We start from the raw sequence: 17,556 nt of genomic DNA, 5'->3' as shown, positions 1-17,556 counted from the left end.
ATAACCCTGGAGGCAGATCGAATGGATCTGCTTCCAGGGTTATTTTGACTGCTAATATCTCAAAACCACTTAGTCGTGTGTATAGAATTTTACGCCAGGCAGATCAGCTGCCACCCAAGAGTAATTAATAGTATTACTGTTGTAATTTTTGGTTCCCGCCTGAGCGATCTGTACTTCCTTCAAGATCGTGATCGATGAACCCTTTGGTCTGACGACAACGACATGACCATGTCCGTCCGCTTTTTTGATCCCGATGGTTGGGTACCCGAGGTTTGCTCTTTTCTGAGCATCCTGAAAAGTTACGGAGTACCAGCCCGGCGTGTTGTTACCCAGTAAAGCATCAGCCATTTGATTGGCTAAGCCACTTGGCAAGGAAGCCGACATCGCAGCCATCACGTCTTGTGCAAAAATATTACATTTTGTTCCACCTACTGGCGAATACTTTTTGTTCGTTTCTACCTTAAAACCGTCGATTACAGATGCGTATGTGCTTGCACTTCTAGCCATTGAAAATTCCCCCTGAATATAAGTTGTAGAGGAAATGACGGAGTCGCTTGAACATCTGAATGGCTCCACATTCGATTGATATTAGCTTCAATTCCCTCTCAACTATTAGGGTGATTTCCGGCTTACTTTAACAACGGAATACCACAGAAAATGAACTATATTTTTTTAATTTCAATCGAAACCAGAGACTTTGCTCAAAATCAACTTAACAGCAGCCATAATGTGACCCTTATTGTTTAGTCATCACTTAGCTGAAGGCTTTCTTCACTGATTACGGTTGGAACGATAAGCTCAGGAGTAGTCGCAGGCTTAGCTGGTGTAAAATAGTCTGCAACCCCCACCATTATAGCAATGCCAATAAACAGCACGATCCAATTACGATTCTTTTTCATCATCTGTACCTCTCATTCTTCACTGCGCCCGTTCATCCACTTGAACCAGTGGAGCAAATGACTGAATCGGTATTCATGCTGGGAAGCATACGTCCATACCTCCGGCTCTTCACCAGGTTCCTTCCAGACGAGCATGGAAAAGTGACCTTCTTTCTCGCTTGCAACCGACAGCAGCGAAAGACGATCATCCCCGAATCGGTAAGGGGCCGATTCCACCCAGTAATTTCGCATATCGCTGATCCAGCTGCGAAAATGCTGTGTACCTGCGATCCGGAGCACTTCATCAGGAAGGAGCAGATGCTCATGGATGTCCTTCCAATCCCCTGCATATTGGTACCGCATTGCCAACATCGGACTGAGCGGTCTCACTTTCCCTAGAGCCAACGTAGGCATACAGGTGACGGGAACGACCGGGCCAATACGCTGGATAGCATAAGCACGGGCTTCCTCCTTACTCATTCCGTAGGACATAGCCTCCACGAGGAAATCGTTCCGTCTTACACCAAACTGATGCTGGTAGTGTGACATTTCATCCCGTAGCTCTAGTACCATACCTTGTAACGTATCTGTTCCGATCATTCCCAAACACCTCTCATTCCAAAATATAGGCGTGCAATTCCTGTTGCGCTCGATACTTAGCCCAATTGAATTCGGGCCAACTCGATTCTTCTCTCGTCATGCTCATCAAGCGGGCTTGTAAAAACTCATCCAGCGCTCCGTGTTCCTTACGGCTAAAATCAATCAGTAGTGGAATCGCGTCCGCTGATAGCTCACTCAAATATTCCTTGTCTATCACCGATGTTGTACGATACCGTTCGAGATTATTTTCAGCTATCCGTACATCAATACCCACATAATTCACGACGACATAGGCGATTAGAGCGAGTACAATATAATATTTCGCCAGCGGAAGCTGGCGGACATGAATACGCACGGCCGCAACGAGCAGCAGCAAGCCTAGAAAAATCATAAATGCGTGTACCAGATAACGGATATACGTATATCCGTATGCTTCTTCGTACATAACCAGCCGGGTATATCCCGAGTACAGCATCACACCCGAACAACCGACGAGTATGTACAGCAGGCCGCTGTTCAATGTTTGCACTATACCTGAGCCGAATTCAGTCCATTTCAATACACTGATCATCAGCACAAAATTGATACCTGTTACCATAACCAGCTCCCCGAATCCTCTTCTCGCATATTCGGCATACGAGGTTCCTTCTGGCAAAGCACCTTCCCATGCACCAAACAGATATCCGAACTGCAGCACGACGAACACCACATACACCAGGTTCATGACAATCAGCACTGTAGCGGTAATGACAGGATCAAACTTGATTGCGACCGGCTCGTGGTAAGGTACTGCTGCTGCTGACTGAGCCTCTCTTTCCGTATTCCGCGGAGCAGGCTGTACGAATCCCCACAAGTAACAGAAAAAACAGAAGGTAAAAAAGCAGGCCCAGATCAGCCGCGGCAAACCACTCCCAAAGGTCAATGTGCCAATCCATGCGGGTATGCCAGATAACAACTCTTCGAACACCCCATCTGCGGAAGCCAGCAGAGATATAATAATGAGTAGCAACGGCAAGGCAATAAGTAGACCGATTATCACTTTACCCAATACACGCTTACGCTCATCCTTTACATTCCGAAAGGCTGCCGTCTTAAACATTCGAAACGGAGTCACGATATGGCGAAAATTTTGATAAAACCAATGGCTTAGCGCCTGACCGATAATACCGATTTCTGACCAGCCATGCCTTTTTTCCCCGAACAGCAACACCATATGTACGCTAATCAGAGCAGATATAGCCAGGGCATTTAACACATAGAAGATCGGGTTATCGAACAGCACATATGTCAGTGCCAGCATCATAATGACCACAAACAGCAGACGTCCTATCCATGTAATGGGCTGGCAACGATCTCGATTAAAGGAATACATATACACGTAAAATACAATAACGAAAATAGGCATAGACACGCCCAGCCCATGTCCGAAGAACAGATATTGATGGACCAGCGCCAATACAATGGCGCCGGCAAAGGCGGACAACAACGACGCTTTCGGCAAAGACGATCCATTCACCTTGTCATGCATGGTAAATACCTCCACAACTATGCTTTATAACCCTTATTGTAGATGATAAAATAAGAAGATAAAGAGAAATTAATCAAAATAAAATTTCCTATTTTATAAAAGCAGTTGCGCTTTTACTCAAGCATAGGGGAAACGGAGCATTCCTGAATGAAACTTCACGCCCAATTTTTACGGCTTCACTCCCACGCAGCTGACGACAGGGACGAGAACCATACCATAGAGACTACGCTGGATGAGCTGGCGGCTATTTTTGACTGCACCCACCGCAATGCCTTGATGATCATTCAGAAAATGGAGCAGCACGACTGGATACAATGGACTCCTCGCCGAGGCAGAGGCCGCCGCTCCAGCCTGCGCTTCCTTATTCAGCCGGAAGACATTGCTGTGCAATCCATGATGCAAGCCATAGACCGCCATGATATCAAACGCGCACTGGATGAAATCCGAGTTCATTCACGCTCCTCCACCATGCAGGAGCATTTGCAGGGCTGGCTGCTGAATTATTTCGGGCATCACGCGGAGGTGCGCAGTGATCAGCAGCAGATCGACACACTGCGTCTGCCTATTCGCCAGCAGCTCTATACGCTGGACCCGTTGTACTTGAACTGGCTCGCCGAGTCCTTCGTATCCAGTCATGTCTTTGACGGGCTGGCCCGCCGGGCGAACGAGAGCGGTGAGATTTTGCCGGGACTGGCGCACGCTTGGGAGGTGGACACTACTCGTACGCAGTGGACCTTTTTCCTGCGTAAAGAAGTGCTGTTTCATAACGGCAAAATACTGACCGCGGAAGACGTCGTCTATACCTTTGAACGACTGAGTCGGGCGCCGGGAAGGAGACTTTACCATTTTATCGTCCGGCAAATTCAGCACGTTCAAGCGTTGAGTCCGACGATGGTACGCTTTGTACTAAAGGAGCCGAACGAGCTATTTTTATCCTTCCTGTGTACCAGCCGGGCTGCCATTGTACCGCGTGAGCTTAATCAGGTGGGTGAAGCCGCCTTTGGCATTCGTCCTATCGGTACGGGGGCTTTCAAGGTCACGGAAATGAACGAAAGCTTGTGCTTACTTGAGGCTTTTGCGCCTTATTTTCAGGGTCGCGCTCATCTAGATCGGGTGGAAATCGTTCAACTCCCGTGGGCGACTAAGCTGGAATCGCCGGATATGGAAGACACCGCTTCTTCTTTTCACATTATCCATAATCCTATACTGGCAAGAGACACGGATACCGCATGGAGCCAGATTCACTCGGCGGCTTCGGTACGCAAATTTATCACATGTAACACACACAAGGATGGACCGCTGCGCAACCCGGAAATACGTGCTCGGATTGTAGCATGTCTGGATCATCGCCCCCTTCCTTCAGCAGTGAATTCATCTAACGCTAATGATTCATGCGAACCACTGGCGGCGTTACAAATTGCCACCATTCCCGAGTATAGAGCGGATGCAGAACGGGTCGCAGCTCAGCTCGAATCCTGTGGATATACGTGTAACATTGTGGCCGCATCCATGAATGAATTCAAAAGTTCATCTATTCGTATGGAGTCAGACTTAATCATCTTTTCTCTGTTTCGTGACCGTGATGAGCAATTGCGTCTGTTTGATCTGTATCTCAATGTATCCGGGCATGTGGAGCCGCATAGCCGTGTGGATATCGAAAGACTGCTGCGCGAAATTGCACGGGAAGCCGATCATACCGTTAGAGCACAGCAATTTGAACATATCGAAACTCGGCTCATGGATGAGCACCAGCTGCATATTTTATATGAAAAGCCCGTTCAGACGGCCTATCTTCCTACTGTTCGCGGCGTATCCTTTAACAGCCAAGGTTGGGTGGATCTTCGTCATGTCTGGTTTCCGCCTGCCCAACCTCCAACTCCTCACACTTGACGGCAAGGACGCTCCTTCAACCTTCAAATGCACTTGCAAATAAAAAAGGTATCCTCTTCATAAGAGAATACCTTTTTTAATGTTATCTAGACCCTCTAAGCCGATGGTTCAGGAGATGACAATGCCCATCCCCCCAGCCCATGACTGTGGACATCGCTAGGGTCTTCTATAGGAGGGGTGACGGGTGGAAAATTCAATAGGATAAAAACATTAAATGCGAGCAGAGAAAAAACGATCTTTTTTATCATAGATGTACTCTACCTCTCCAAGTAAGTTTTTATATTCCTCTTTGTCCTCAGAAGTGGCAGTATGCCGATACTTTTCAAATAGTCCTACACACTTGATGGTGACAGGATTACCATTCAGCACGACAGAATAGGAAAGGCTCTCAAGCAGGAATTTCATACCTTTGGAATAACGATGTTTGTTGAGATCGTAACAAGCCATCTCTGCCAAAAATCGTGCATAGAGATCTGCTGACATTTGCTCGGTATAGGTGCCTACCTTGGCATGCTGATCTGCAAATGCCTCAATTTGTTTTTCAAAGTGCTGCAGTACATGATCTACATTAAAATCATAACGGTTGGCCGCTACCATTATCTTATGTAACCCCACCAGAATTTCGCCCTCATTTTTTTCCAAATAATTTACATACTGTGGAATCACATCCAGGCTACCGGACATCAACTGATACAAATACCTGTTGGCCTCAGCCCAGTTGCTACAAAGGGCCTTCAAATGCCGAGCTTCCTCCGTATCCTCTTGCACCCAGCTCAAATCAGAGTATAGGGATACATATTCCAGTGCCTTCTGATAATCCCCGCGCTCATCCCATACCCCGGCACGGAGTACGTAAGAGTATACAATATACATAAACAAAGGGCCCTTAGGTTCCTTGCCACGCTCTGATTTTCTGGTATTTCCGTATTTTTGCTCGTATTGTACTTTGGCTTTTTGAGCCATTTTTTCAGCAAACCATTCTACTTTATCCCAACGCCGCAAGGAGGCATACGTATTAGCCAAATCTCTTAAGGCATCCAGTTGGTCTGCCTCACCCAATCGCTCTACAAAGCTTTCAAAATGTGTGGCTGCCCATAAATTTTCATCCTGATCATCGCCAACGGTAATCGTAAATAAACGGTATTGGCAGAGCGCCAGCCGCTCCGAATGTTGATACTTCTCACTTTCCGCGACATTTTTATAAATAATGGCCGCAGCCTCCAACCTACCTTCGCTGAATAATTCTTCCGCTGTCTCAAACAAAGCCGGGGCGTATATGAGATAGTCCATGATAAACTCCACGACTTGCTTAATACAATCGAGTTTGTTCAGCTCTGCACAGCGATGCAAAAAAGGCCGAACCCGTCGCCAATTCGGTGCCGTATTCCGTATAAATTCATCAATGTATAGCTCATAGAGGCTTCCTTCTTCAAGCCCCATACCTGCAGCAATCCGATCCAGCAGCAGCATCGCAATTGGCCGGTTACCGTTGATAATGGCACTGATTGTTCCTGCATTAATACCTGTGTTCTCCCCAAACTTACTAATCGTAATTCCTTCTCGTCTGATGTACTGCTCCAGCTCTGCGCGAATAGTGGTTGTTTCCTTCAAATCAGGCACCCCCAGGGATAACTTGCATGATTTCAATACAAAAAAAGAAAATTCCCGTGAATATTCCCTTAATTATACAAAAGAAAGCCCACTTAGCCAACTGCATAAGTACATTTATATCAAAAAATTCAATAATTCTCCGAATTGCCGTATACTACAGGAGGCGAGCTGAACAGCTACAACCAATCGGTCGCAGGAAAGGATACGACAAATGGACAACACCCCAACTATAGAACAACAAATTGCACAATGGATGGTCGCGCAAATCCGTGAAGTGGGCACTCTGAAACAAGAAGATGCCATTGCATATGTACGCTCTGAATACGGAGAGCAGTATGTGTTTATAAGCGAGCATGGTCATGTATCTTTGGAAAAAGGAATCAAAAAGGCATTTCGCAAGCTACATGGTGGCCGAATCGCCTGGGATCGTGATGCATTCCTCTGGGCCTGGACTTAACAAGCAAAAGCATCTGCTATAGGCAGATGTTTTTTTGATGATTTAACCGTATATCCTCTGGAGTCGGCTAATTTCCTCCTTCACAAACTGTCGGAGTATTGCAGGCTCCACGATTTCAACCCGGCCGATCCAATCCATCGCATCGCGGCAGGCCGCTTCATAGCTATACATGTTGACGGTTAGAATGAAGTGATTGCCTTCCTGTACAGACTGGATGATTTCCATCCTTTTCGCTAGTATTCCAGCTTGCTTCTTAGTCGCTCGGACCAGAACAGGATAGTATTCTTTCTCTCTACAAAGTTGCTTAAAAGCGCTTTCTTTACTTGTCCAATAATATTCCAGTGAAAAATCCTCAGGAACCTTAAAGACTTCAACAGACGGCTGAACCTCCATAATTCGCTCACACTTAAAAGTCCGAATCTCCTGCCCGACTTCACAAAAGGCAATAAGATACCAATCTCCTTTTTTCACCACAAGTCCATAGGGATGTACATGGCGAGAAGTGCAAGAGCCGTCAGCTTTCTCATATTGTATAGTTATTTTATAGGACCCCCATACTGCCGCTCTCACGGCTTCCAGGCAAGGAATCGCTACACGTTCCGTCCACCACGGTGTATCATCAAAATAAAACCGAGCTTTGGCTTTTTGAATATCGGATTGATAGGGGGCCGGCATCGTCTGTTCCAGTTTGAGCAAAGTATTCTTTAACTTCAAACCCGATTCCGTGGACCCGCCCGTATAAATGCCCATCCCCGTTAAATACAACTGAATGACATCCCCGCCATTCAACTGCTTCAGGTTTGCCGTATAACCCTCCATTAAATAAATTCCGCCCTTCGGACCGGATGCGGTAACAATCGGAACTCCGGCTTCAGCCAGAAGGTCGATATCCCTGTAAATGGAGCGTACAGAGGTTTCCAGTGCCAACGCCAATTCCCTGGCCTTCATTCTCCCTCTAGATTCGATACATAATAAAATCGCGATTAAACGATGCAGTCTCACAATCATACCTCCACAATAGATGGTTAACCCGAAATGAAAAGATGATGCAAAGATTGTTGACACCCTGTTGGCAGCAATAGGTGTGTATCATAGAAGTAAAGGGGTGTAATGGATGATGAATATTGGAATTTTGGGGACGGGATTCGGCGCGTATCATGCCTCGCTGTTAAACAACCATCCCAAGGTAAACAGTCTCATTGTATTTGGAAGGAACGAAACCAAGCTGCAAAAATTGAAAGAGGAGCTAAACGTAGAAGTCACACAAAATATAGAGGATATTCTGCTGGATCCGGACGTGGATATCGTCGATCTATGCCTGCCCTCCCACCTGCATAGGTCACATGCCATTGATGCGCTAAAGCACGGGAAGCATGTATTTTGTGAAACACCGGTTTGCTTTCATCTCGAAGACGCTCTTCTTATGCAACAAGCTGAGAAGCAATATGGCAAAAAAATTCTGGTCAACCAGTTCATTAAGTTTGATCCTGCCTATACCTATCTGTACGAGGCTTATCACCAACAAAAATACGGAAAACTCATTTCCTTGTCCTTGAAAAGAGAAACCCCTCCCCTATGGGGAGACCTTGGACTAAGTTCCCTCCCTACGCAGTTCATGATTCATGAACTGGATTTATTCACCTGGCTATGGGGTCCATGTGATCCATATACAGTGTGGGGTACAGAGGTAGTCCATCCCGAACAGGCACAAGTTCGGGCTTATTTTCAGCATCGGGATACATTCACAGAAGTCATCGCTTCTTCCCATATGCCGAAAAGCTATCCTTTCACGGTGGCCTATGAAGCTTATTTTGAAAAAGCCAAGCTGGTATTTCATGAGAGTGACGAAAACGATCCCATACCCACCGCATTATTTGAGTATACCGCATCAGGACAGCAAAAAATCAACCTCGAATCCGCCAATCCATACGAAAAAAGTTGGGATCATGCACTTGATTGCTTTGGCGGACATGCGGAATGTCTGATTCCATTGGAGTCGGCCGTACAAGCACTGGAAATGGCCATTGAGATTAAAAACAGACTGGAGCAAGCTCGGCGTTAGCCGGTAGTTAGCCCGTACCTTCGGAAATCAGCTTCCTATCAGGAAGCTGTATCCGCAGGCAGGGACACTTCGTCCGCATAGTTCGTTGCCATAATCTTGGCTACCTCAGCCGGGTCAGTCGTCTGGCCCAACGCCCACATCATTTTCGTTACCAGCGCTTCTGTTGTCATGTCATACCCCGGAATAACACCCTTTTCCAGCACCTTCTGCCCTACCTCATAAATCGTCAGGTCCCCGCCCTCATAAGGACATTGAGTGGTAACAACAATACTCATACCGTCCTTCATCAGATCCTCAATTTTACTGATGAGGCTCCTTTCTTTAAAAGGCACGCCGCCCATGCCAAAGCCCTCAATGACGATACCTTTATAGCCCAAGCTCTGAATAGCATCAAAAATCGCCGGGTTTGTACCTGGAATCAGCCTGAGCAGAAATACTTCAGAAGCATACCTGTCATTGTATGGGTGACGAACGGTATCACGATTTGCAAATACGCCCTCCGTATAGACCACCTTGCCATTCTCCACGAGACCTATGTACGGATAGTTAATACTCTCAAAAGCATTATAGCTGCGTGTTCTGATCTTCGAGCTGCGGCTGCCGTTAATAATCTTGCCATTAAACACGACAAAAACCCCTGCTACCTCGCCACATGCGGTCAGGAATGAGTCAATTACATTTTTTTTGGAATCGCTGTGCTCCGCCAATATGGATACTTGTGACCCTGTCACAACGACGGGTTTGTCCACAGTCCCCAACATAAAGCTCAGGGCTGAAGCCGTATAAGCCATCGTATCCGTGCCATGGGCAATAACAATACCGTCGTATTGATCGAGCGAACGATGTACCATCCGGGCGATGGAAGCCCAATCCTCTGGTTGTGTATTGGTGCTATCAATGCTCATCAGATTGTAGGCATCAATCTCGCAAATTTCCTGGAGCTCTGGAATTTCAGCCAAAATATTTTCAGCCGATTGAGTTGGAGTCAGGCCGTTTTCCTGATAGGAGGAAGAAATTGTTCCTCCGGTATTAATGAACAGAACCTTTTTCATTTGCCAATGTTCCTTCCCGATTACAACTTCACTTTATTGTTCTTAGAATTTATCATGAATAAGGGTGATTAGCTACTTTGCTAAAGAAAAGAAATAATGAAGGATGGTGCATTCATGAATCTGGAGCAGCTAGCAACCGTCATCCCGTTGCTGGAGCATATCGAATACGGCAACACCTCTCAGACCCTGCATCCTGGCTCCGACAGCCATCTCCTGATTGTTGCGCTGCACGGACATGTCACTCTCTCAGCTAAAGACCAAGAGCCGGTTATTTTCACGCAGGGCTTTGCCTTTCATAATCAATATGGCGCTTGCAGCATTCAGGTCCCCAAAACCCGGGAAGCCGAATATATCGTGCTTACGTATCGTGTGCTGCAAGGCGAATCCACGGATTGGACGCTGCATGGTCCGTTGCGTACCTTGAGTGAATACAAAATCAAATATATGCTGGACGAGCTGCTACGAACAACAGCCCCAAGCATTCAGGATGAAGCTGGCGTGGAAAAGGCGGCCCGGCAATTTCGAAAAAGACTGCTTCTGGAGCGCTTGCTATTCATTTATATCTATGAGACGCATATGGTGCAGGACAACCACAACTCATCGGTATCTATTGAACAATCCCTGTCTTATATCCATGAGCATTATATGCTCAAGCTGACCTTGCCGCTTCTGGCTGATCGGGCGGGCATGAGCGAAGGACATTACACGGTGTTGTTCAAAAAAGCCACTGGCATGACCATGACCCAGTATTTACGTCATCTCCGTATCCAAAAAGCGAAGCAAATGTTCCAGCAGACCCGACTTCCAGCCAAGGAAGTCGCCCAACGGGTTGGATTTACGGATTATTTTCATTTTAGTCGTATTTTTAAAAAAGAAGTCGGCTGCTCCCCCACCCAGTTTCAAAGAATCTAATAATATAACATGTAACGTCTACAAATCAGACATGGTATAAAAGAGAGGTTACCGCTAAAATTCAAATGAGAATAATTATTATTATCAGGGGGAAACAGGATGCATCATTGGTTTACACGTATATTGGGCCTCGCCTTCACCTTACTGCTCGCTATTAGCTTGGCAGCTTGTAGTTCATCCTCCACGAATCAGACTGCGGCAAACGGCAATTCGACGGGTTCCCAACCAGCGAACAGCTCATCTGACGGAGACCGTATCACCGTTCAGGACGCACTCGGAACTCTCACTTTACCAGGCAAGCCTGCACGTATTATTTCAATGGATTTCAGCTTTACGGACATGCTGGTGACTCTTGGTGTGCAGCCTATCGGAATTGCTGATGACGGTACGCCTGAGCTGTTCATGGATTCCGTGAAAAGCAAGCTGAAGGACTACACTTCCGTAGGCTCCCGTTATGAACCCAACATTGAACTGATCAGCTCATTGCAGCCTGATCTGATTATTGTGGATATTAATAAGCACAAAAACGCCCTAACTCAATTGAAAGGCATTGCCCCAGTGCTGGCACTGGACGATTTTCAGGCAGACTATGAGCATATGCTAAAAAACTACACGATCCTCGCTACGGCCGTAGGTAAAAGTGAAGAGGCTCAAAAACGCCTAAAAGAACATCAGGTCAAAATGGATGCAGCCAAAAAGAAGCTGAAGAGCACCTCTCTGACCGTACTGCCTGCTGTCGTCAATCCTAAAGGCTTCTTCGCCCATTCGGACCATGCATATACTGGCTCCATTGTAAAGCTGTTAGGCTTTACCGATCCGGTGCACAGCGACAAGGCATATCCCGAGCTGACGCTGGAGCAATTAGTTGAAGCCAACCCACAGGTACTGTTCCTGATGCCGACAGACTCTGCAACGATCGTGAACCAGTGGGAAAGCAATCCCTTGTGGCAAAAAATAGACGCAGTTAAAAACAACCGTGTATTTACGGTAGAACGACGTAATTGGTCCTTGTCCCGCGGGATGCTGGGAAGTGAAAAAATAGCCGAGGACATCGTAAACAGCCTGGGAGAGAAGTAAAATGATCCATTCCATATCCACCAAGAAGCAGAGCCGTTCGCGGTTTCTGCTCTTCCTGTTTTTAGTGTCTTTGATTTTATTAATCCTGGGCTTGTTATTCAGCCTCAAATGGGGCCCCGCCTCTATATCGTGGGCTGAACTGTATCAGGCATTGACCTATCAGCGCAGCGACAAGGTACATCTGTATATTCAGACGCTGCGCCTGCCGCGCACCCTGACCGCCTGCATGGTCGGTACCCTGCTGGCGCTGGCGGGGCTATTGACCCAGCTCACCACACGAAATCCGCTGGCTTCACCACATGTATTTGGCATTAACGCTGGGGCTTCTCTCGCCGTGGTGCTGGGACTCGTCTTATCCGCACAGCTATCGGCAACATCCACGATGCTGATGGCCTTTGCTGGGGCAGCGGCAGGTGCATGGCTGGTCTGGTCGCTGGCTGGATTCGCAGACAAGCAGCCTGTTCGCTTGGCGCTGGCGGGCATCACCATTCATTTCATGCTGTCGTCACTAACAGAGGGCTTCATTATATTAAATCAGTACTCTACGGAGTCCATGATTTTCTGGCTGGCTGGCTCTGTCAGTCAGGCGGGCTGGACAGAGGTACGAATGATTCTTCCTTTTTTCATTGCGAGCCTTGTGCTACTCGTTATGCTGTTGCCAGCCCTGCGACTGCTGCTATTGGAGGATGAGATCGCAGCCGGACTAGGGCAGCGCGTCCCTCTTGTTCGAGCGCTGGCTCTGCTGCTGGTTATCGTAATGGCAGGCTCAGCCGTGGCGGTATGCGGACCGATCGGCTTTGTCTGTCTGATCGTACCCCACATCGCCCGGGCGCTGGTTGGAACACGTCTCTCGTTGCTCGTTCCGATGACAGCGCTTGGCGGAGGACTGCTGCTGGTGTATGCGGATCTGCTCAGCCGCATCATTTCGTTTCCGTTCGAATCGCCCGTGGGAATTGTAACCTCTGCTGTCGGAGGGCCGTTTTTTATCTATCTGGCCCGTAAAAAAAGGAGGGGGACACGATGACCAGAACTTTCTATCTTGTGGCCGCCTTGCTTTTGCTGCTCCTGCTCGGCATCGTTTCGGTCAGTGTGGGAGCACTTTCTATTCCCTTGCATGATGTCAGCTCGGCTCTGCTGGATACGCACAGCCGTTTTCATTTTATCGTATACGAGGTTCGCTTGCCCCGGACGTTGGTTGGACTGCTGGCAGGCATGGGACTAGCCGTGGCAGGAGCTATTCTGCAAAGTCTGTTTCGCAATCCGCTAGCCAGTCCTGACGTGATCGGCATTTCCAAAGGAGCCGGATTTGCAGCGGCGGCTGTGATTTTCCTGTTCCCCCAGTCTCCAGCCTATATCCTGCCCTTGGCGGCGTTTGGCGGAGCCGTGGGAACATTCCTGATTCTGCTGCTGCTCAGCCGTAGACTTACGCTGGCGCCAGCAGCTCTAGCTCTGGTCGGGGTCGCTATGGGGGCCGTCCTCATGGCAGCCACGCAGTATCTCATCGTAACCCACCCGACCAATGTGAACACGGCTTTGCTCTGGATGTCAGGTAGCCTATGGGGCCGGAGCTGGCGGGAGGTCATCTCACTGCTGCCCTGGATCATTGTCTTGCTACCCTTGGCCTGGGGCAGCTACCAAAAACTGAATGTTTACCAGCTTGGCGATGAGACCATTACTTCCCTCGGGGTACATATGACTCGCCAGCGCCTGCTGCTTCTATTGCTTGCCGTTACACTGGCCGGAATTTCAGTCTCGGCGGTCGGCGCCATCGGCTTCATCGGACTGATGGCACCCCATATGGCTCGAAGATTTGTTGGCAGCCACAATCAGTGGCTGATTCCGCTGGCTGCCCTGCTGGGAGCGAATCTGATGCTGATGGGCGACATCTTGGGCAGAATGCTCATTGTTCCACGTGAAATACCCGTCGGGATCATGACAGCACTTGTGGGCGCTCCTTATTTTGTATATTTGCTGCGGAGGGAACGCAGCAGAAGATCATTCTGATTCCCCGATACCCACGGGAAAAGACCTCTCATCCTACCTGAGGATTCTCCGGGTACATCCACTAGTAGCCTGATGCATCTATATATAGCACGCCAAAAAGCACGTCAGACATACACAGGTTTCTCTTCTCCTGCGATAAGTCTAACGTGCTTTTTACTCTAAGTTCTACCCCTTTCCACGTCATTGTACAGAATTTTACGGTTGCTCCTGTAACGTTCTTTGCCCCAAAGCTTTGCCCAAAAATTGCCGTGTCCGTTCTTCCTTCGGATGATTGAAAAACTGCTCCACCGGTCCCTGTTCTACGATCGCACCATGCTCCATCAGCACGACCCGATCCGCTACATCCCTCGCAAAACCAAGCTCATGCGTGACAATAATCATCGTATTGCCTTCACTCGCCACCTTTTGAATCACGGACAGCACTTCATCCACCAGTTCAGGATCAAGCGAGGATGTCGGCTCATCGAACAACAGCACCTGCGGATTCAGCGCCAAAGCGCGGGCAATCGCAACACGCTGCTGCTGTCCACCCGAAAGCTGGGCAGGATAATAGGTCATACGATCCTTTAACCCGACCTTTTCCAAAATGCCTTCACTGATCTCCCTTGCCTGCTTGCGATCCATCTTTTTCACACTGGTCAGACCAATCATCACGTTGTGGAGTGCATTCAAATTTTTAAACAGCTGATATTGCTGAAATACCATTGCCGTTGCCATCCGCAGTCCGAGAATGTCCTTTTTTCCGGCCTTGGCTGCATCTACCTTCAGGCCATCAATTTCAATGGTACCGCTGGTCGGCTGTTCCAAAAAATTAATGCTGCGCAGCAGTGTGGATTTCCCCGATCCGCTTGGGCCCAGAATGACCACCACTTCTCCCTTACCTACTGTCAGGTCTATGCCCTTTAACACATGATGCTGCCCAAAATGCTTATGAATTTGATGAAGTTGAATCATGCCCTTACTCACTTCTTTCGTAAATTCGAATACGTTTCTCCAGCACAACAAGCCCGCGCTCAATAATGATGCACACCAGCCAGTAGATCAAAGACACCGCAACATAGACCTCAAAAAAAGCCAACGCCCGCGCGCCCATAATTTTGGCCTGCCCCATCATATCGACGACACCAATCATAAAGATAAAAGACGTATCCTTCACTGTACTGATCAGCGTATTTCCCAGGTTGGGCAAAGCCACCGTTAGCGCCTGCGGCAATACAATTTTAAGCATAATCTGTGTTTGGCTCATTCCGATGGAATTGGCCGCCTCAAACTGTCCCCGATCGACCGAATGAATCGCTGCCCGGAACGTCTCCGACAAATATCCCCCCAGGTTCAATGAAAATGAGAGCAACGCAAACAGCTCGGGTGGAATGACGTAGACATTGAATTGCTGCAAGAAGCCATATTCGCTCTGAAAATAATACAAAAACTTGGGTATTCCGTAATATACGAGAAACAGCTGCACAATGAGCGGTGTTCCCCGGATGTACGAGACATACAATGTAGACAAGGGTGCCAAGACAGGCACCTTGTATATCCGGATTAAGGCCGTAGCTAACCCGATGATCGCACCCAGCAGCATGGAGACAAACGCAATCCATAAGGTAACGGGGAGATACTCCACGATCTGGGGAAGGCTTTTCAGCATATAATCTAAATCAAACAGCTTTTCCATAGGAACCCCACTCTATTCTTTACATTGTGATTACTGAGGAATAAATTCTCCACCTGTCCACTGTTCAGACAATTTTTTCAGTGTTCCGTCCGCTTTAAGCTCTTTAATAATCGGGTCGATTTTAGCTTTCAGTTCTTCACCCTGCTTATCCTTCTTGAACACTAGATTGATGTTATCGCTTTGCACAGGCTCGCCCACAGCTTCCACCTGTAAGCCTTCCTTCTTGATCGTTGCTGCCGCCATCACTGGATCATTCACATAAGCGTCCACTCGGCCATTTTGCACATCTTGAAGGTTGTCGGACGAAGTGCCTGTATCATTATATTTTAAAATAATTTTGTTCCCGTTCTTCGCATTATACTGCTCCAGCAACTGCGTATAGGAATCGCCTACCGAGGCGGCTACCTTCTTGCCCTCCAAATCCTTGAGAGAATGGATATCCGTTCTACCCTTTTTCACAATAATAACCGACTGAGCCGAGAAATAGGACTCATCCGAAAACAAATACTTCTTCTCACGCTCAGGATTTTTGGCAACTTCATCTGCGATGATCTGCACTTTATTCGCATCCAGCGCAAGGAATATCGCATCCCAGCCCGAAGGTACAAATTCAATCTTATAGCCGTCCAGCTTCTTATCGATCTCCTTGACTACTTCCACATCGTATCCGGTCAGCTCATTTTTATCATTCGTAAAGGCAAACGGCGGGTAGTCATTTTGTGTCCCCACATAGAGTACCTTATCCCCTGATGCCGCTTCCTTCAAGGAACAACCACTCAAGGCACCCGTTATTAACACAAGAGATAGCCCAATCGCTGCTACCCAAGCAGATTTCTTCATAAATGACATCCCCTTTTAAAATCCAAGTAATTTACTATGATTTTATATTATAACGAGTTATTCAAATAATACAACTAGCAAATTTCATTTTGATTATCTAACCAGATGCTGCACAAAAAAAGACCCCTGCGGGTCAGTTGTTATTCATGAAGTGGGAGACGGTCTGCTGGATGCTCCGGCAAAATGGACGAAATTAAACGTTGCACGGCCGGGTGAGCAGATTCAAAAATCTGATCTTTCTCAGCACAGTGCTCGACTAATTTCCCTTGTTCCATCACAGCAATGCCATCACAGACGGCGTAAGCCGCTCGAATATCATGTGTGATAAACAGATATGACAATCCAAATGAAGTTTTCAGCTCTTCCAACAGGGATAAAATGCGCATCTGATGAACCATATCCAGACTGCTGACGGACTCATCCAGCACGATCAGCTTGGGTCTGAGCGCAATCGCCCGTGCAATGTTAATCCGCTGTAATTGTCCGCCGCTGAATTGATGCGGATATTTATTCCGATCCTCCGGCTTAAGACCCACCCGCTCCAGCAGATTTTCTACCGTTCTTTTTTGTTCCTGCACTGATAACCGCTCGTAATTGTCCAAGGGCTCTCCGATAATCTGTCCGGCGGTCATGCGAGGGTTTACAGCAGAATAGCAGTCCTGGAATACAACCTGCATATCCCGTCGCAATCCCCTGCGTACTTGAGGACTTCCATTATAGATGTCCTGCCCCTGAAACAGCACCTGACCCTCCTGCGGCTTCTCCAGCCCCAGAATAACCTTGCCCAGCGTGCTCTTCCCCGCTCCACTGGTTCCAAGCAGTCCTAGGCAAAATCCGCTCTCTATGGTAAGCGACACATCAGTGAGCACAGGGAGACGTGATTCGGAGCGGCCCAGCCATTTGCGCTTTCTATAGCTATGAGTTACTTCCTTCACTTGCAGCACATGCATTCGCTCCCCCTTTGAAAGTA

Annotated in this window: 18 protein-coding genes; 7 read left to right on the top strand and 11 right to left on the bottom strand. The window is 47.8% G+C overall.

Features of this window, described 5'->3' with window-relative positions:
- Positions 1 to 69 precede the first annotated feature (69 nt).
- The 4 genes from G9G57_RS01005 to G9G57_RS00990 all read right to left on the bottom strand — a co-directional run bounded on the left by G9G57_RS01005 (position 70) and on the right by G9G57_RS00990 (position 3,006).
- Positions 70 to 507, bottom strand: a complete 438-nt coding sequence (locus tag G9G57_RS01005) for a hypothetical protein (RefSeq protein WP_016822626.1) — start codon at positions 505 to 507, stop codon at positions 70 to 72.
- Positions 508 to 743: 236 nt separating this feature from the next.
- Positions 744 to 902 (bottom strand): hypothetical protein, encoded by a 159-nt coding sequence (locus tag G9G57_RS01000; RefSeq protein ID WP_164964380.1) that lies wholly within the window; start codon positions 900 to 902, stop codon positions 744 to 746.
- A 9-nt stretch (positions 903 to 911) separates the two neighbouring features.
- Positions 912 to 1,478: a hypothetical protein gene (locus G9G57_RS00995; RefSeq protein ID WP_017426111.1), complete on the bottom strand. Its 567-nt coding sequence runs from the start codon at positions 1,476 to 1,478 to the stop codon at positions 912 to 914.
- A gap of 13 nt (positions 1,479 to 1,491) precedes the next feature.
- Positions 1,492 to 3,006 carry a DUF4153 domain-containing protein gene (locus G9G57_RS00990; RefSeq protein ID WP_017426110.1) on the bottom strand — a complete coding sequence of 505 codons (1,515 nt, stop codon included), beginning with the start codon at positions 3,004 to 3,006 and terminating at the stop codon, positions 1,492 to 1,494.
- A gap of 147 nt (positions 3,007 to 3,153) precedes the next feature.
- Between G9G57_RS00990 and G9G57_RS00985 the strand changes: the two genes are divergently transcribed.
- Complete coding sequence (locus G9G57_RS00985; protein WP_107733710.1) at positions 3,154 to 4,896, top strand: ABC transporter substrate-binding protein; 1,743 nt, start codon at positions 3,154 to 3,156, stop codon at positions 4,894 to 4,896.
- Positions 4,897 to 5,106: 210 nt separating this feature from the next.
- On the opposite strand, the gene G9G57_RS00980 is transcribed toward G9G57_RS00985, so the two are convergent.
- Positions 5,107 to 6,507, bottom strand: a complete 1,401-nt coding sequence (locus tag G9G57_RS00980; RefSeq protein WP_016822621.1) for a helix-turn-helix domain-containing protein — start codon at positions 6,505 to 6,507, stop codon at positions 5,107 to 5,109.
- Positions 6,508 to 6,718: 211 nt separating this feature from the next.
- Here G9G57_RS00980 and G9G57_RS00975 point away from each other — a divergent pair, with 211 nt between their 5' ends.
- Positions 6,719 to 6,964: a DUF6953 family protein gene (locus G9G57_RS00975; protein ID WP_107733709.1), complete on the top strand. Its 246-nt coding sequence runs from the start codon at positions 6,719 to 6,721 to the stop codon at positions 6,962 to 6,964.
- Positions 6,965 to 7,006: 42 nt separating this feature from the next.
- On the opposite strand, the gene G9G57_RS00970 is transcribed toward G9G57_RS00975, so the two are convergent.
- Positions 7,007 to 7,966 carry a helix-turn-helix transcriptional regulator gene (locus tag G9G57_RS00970; RefSeq protein WP_026065362.1) on the bottom strand — a complete coding sequence of 320 codons (960 nt, stop codon included), beginning with the start codon at positions 7,964 to 7,966 and terminating at the stop codon, positions 7,007 to 7,009.
- Between the two features lie 112 nt (positions 7,967 to 8,078).
- Here G9G57_RS00970 and G9G57_RS00965 point away from each other — a divergent pair, with 112 nt between their 5' ends.
- Positions 8,079 to 9,026: a Gfo/Idh/MocA family protein gene (locus G9G57_RS00965; RefSeq protein ID WP_017426106.1), complete on the top strand. Its 948-nt coding sequence runs from the start codon at positions 8,079 to 8,081 to the stop codon at positions 9,024 to 9,026.
- 38 nt (positions 9,027 to 9,064) lie between these two features.
- On the opposite strand, the gene G9G57_RS00960 is transcribed toward G9G57_RS00965, so the two are convergent.
- On the bottom strand, positions 9,065 to 10,078 hold the full coding sequence (locus G9G57_RS00960; protein WP_045244741.1) for an asparaginase: 1,014 nt from the start codon (positions 10,076 to 10,078) through the stop codon (positions 9,065 to 9,067).
- Positions 10,079 to 10,192: 114 nt separating this feature from the next.
- On the opposite strand from G9G57_RS00960, the gene G9G57_RS00955 reads away from it, so the two are divergent.
- The 4 genes from G9G57_RS00955 to G9G57_RS00940 all read left to right on the top strand — a co-directional run bounded on the left by G9G57_RS00955 (position 10,193) and on the right by G9G57_RS00940 (position 14,071).
- Positions 10,193 to 10,990, top strand: a complete 798-nt coding sequence (locus G9G57_RS00955; protein WP_016822617.1) for a helix-turn-helix domain-containing protein — start codon at positions 10,193 to 10,195, stop codon at positions 10,988 to 10,990.
- Positions 10,991 to 11,089: 99 nt separating this feature from the next.
- Positions 11,090 to 12,067 carry an ABC transporter substrate-binding protein gene (locus G9G57_RS00950; RefSeq protein WP_017426103.1) on the top strand — a complete coding sequence of 326 codons (978 nt, stop codon included), beginning with the start codon at positions 11,090 to 11,092 and terminating at the stop codon, positions 12,065 to 12,067.
- 1 nt (position 12,068) lies between these two features.
- Positions 12,069 to 13,091: a FecCD family ABC transporter permease gene (locus tag G9G57_RS00945; RefSeq protein WP_017426102.1), complete on the top strand. Its 1,023-nt coding sequence runs from the start codon at positions 12,069 to 12,071 to the stop codon at positions 13,089 to 13,091.
- Positions 13,088 to 14,071 carry a FecCD family ABC transporter permease gene (locus tag G9G57_RS00940; RefSeq protein ID WP_017426101.1) on the top strand — a complete coding sequence of 328 codons (984 nt, stop codon included), beginning with the start codon at positions 13,088 to 13,090 and terminating at the stop codon, positions 14,069 to 14,071. The genes G9G57_RS00945 and G9G57_RS00940 overlap by 4 nt, the downstream gene beginning before the upstream one ends.
- A gap of 195 nt (positions 14,072 to 14,266) precedes the next feature.
- Here the strand turns inward: G9G57_RS00940 and G9G57_RS00935 are convergent, their stop codons facing one another.
- From G9G57_RS00935 to nikE, 4 genes are all read right to left on the bottom strand, one after another.
- A complete protein-coding gene (locus G9G57_RS00935) occupies positions 14,267 to 15,025 on the bottom strand; it encodes an amino acid ABC transporter ATP-binding protein (RefSeq protein ID WP_164964379.1) in 759 nt (252 codons plus the stop codon).
- A gap of 4 nt (positions 15,026 to 15,029) precedes the next feature.
- Complete coding sequence (locus G9G57_RS00930) at positions 15,030 to 15,746, bottom strand: amino acid ABC transporter permease (protein ID WP_016822612.1); 717 nt, start codon at positions 15,744 to 15,746, stop codon at positions 15,030 to 15,032.
- A 30-nt stretch (positions 15,747 to 15,776) separates the two neighbouring features.
- The gene (locus G9G57_RS00925; protein WP_164964378.1) at positions 15,777 to 16,586 is read right to left on the bottom strand and encodes a transporter substrate-binding domain-containing protein; all 810 of its coding nucleotides are present in this window, start codon (positions 16,584 to 16,586) and stop codon (positions 15,777 to 15,779) included.
- Between the two features lie 140 nt (positions 16,587 to 16,726).
- Positions 16,727 to 17,536 carry a nickel import ATP-binding protein NikE gene (gene nikE / locus G9G57_RS00920; RefSeq protein WP_017426100.1) on the bottom strand — a complete coding sequence of 270 codons (810 nt, stop codon included), beginning with the start codon at positions 17,534 to 17,536 and terminating at the stop codon, positions 16,727 to 16,729.
- Positions 17,537 to 17,556 lie beyond the last annotated feature (20 nt).

The sequence above is a fragment of the Paenibacillus sp. EKM211P genome, from assembly GCF_011066175.1.
Taxonomy (GTDB): domain Bacteria; phylum Bacillota; class Bacilli; order Paenibacillales; family Paenibacillaceae; genus Paenibacillus; species Paenibacillus polymyxa.
The sequence above is the reverse complement of the archived record's forward strand: the minus strand, read 5'-3'. Positions and strand labels throughout refer to the sequence as shown.